Below are 290 nucleotides of genomic sequence, written 5' to 3'. Positions count from 1 at the left end.
ATTCCATGCCGGAAGCGGCGGTTTGGGTTTGGGACATGTTGAGTTGATCCTGATGCGCCGGAAGATTGGCGCGGCGGTGCAGGCAAGCCTGCGGGGTTAGGTTGTTGACATCGCCAACCACGGCAGATTTGCATCTGCCCTGACGATCGAACGGGCGTTCGGTCGCTGGCCGGCGGGCCGGTGGCTTCTCAGGCCTGGGCCCGGCTGAGTTGCCTCAGAAGGGCCGGCGCTTTTGCCACCAATTCAACACCTGATCCACCGAGGCTTCGATGGAAAGCGCCGAGTTGTCG

Origin of the sequence: Marinobacter sp., from assembly GCF_041984545.1 — a bacterium.
Lineage (GTDB): Bacteria > Pseudomonadota > Gammaproteobacteria > Pseudomonadales > Oleiphilaceae > Marinobacter.
Note: the sequence above shows the minus strand (reverse complement) of the source record.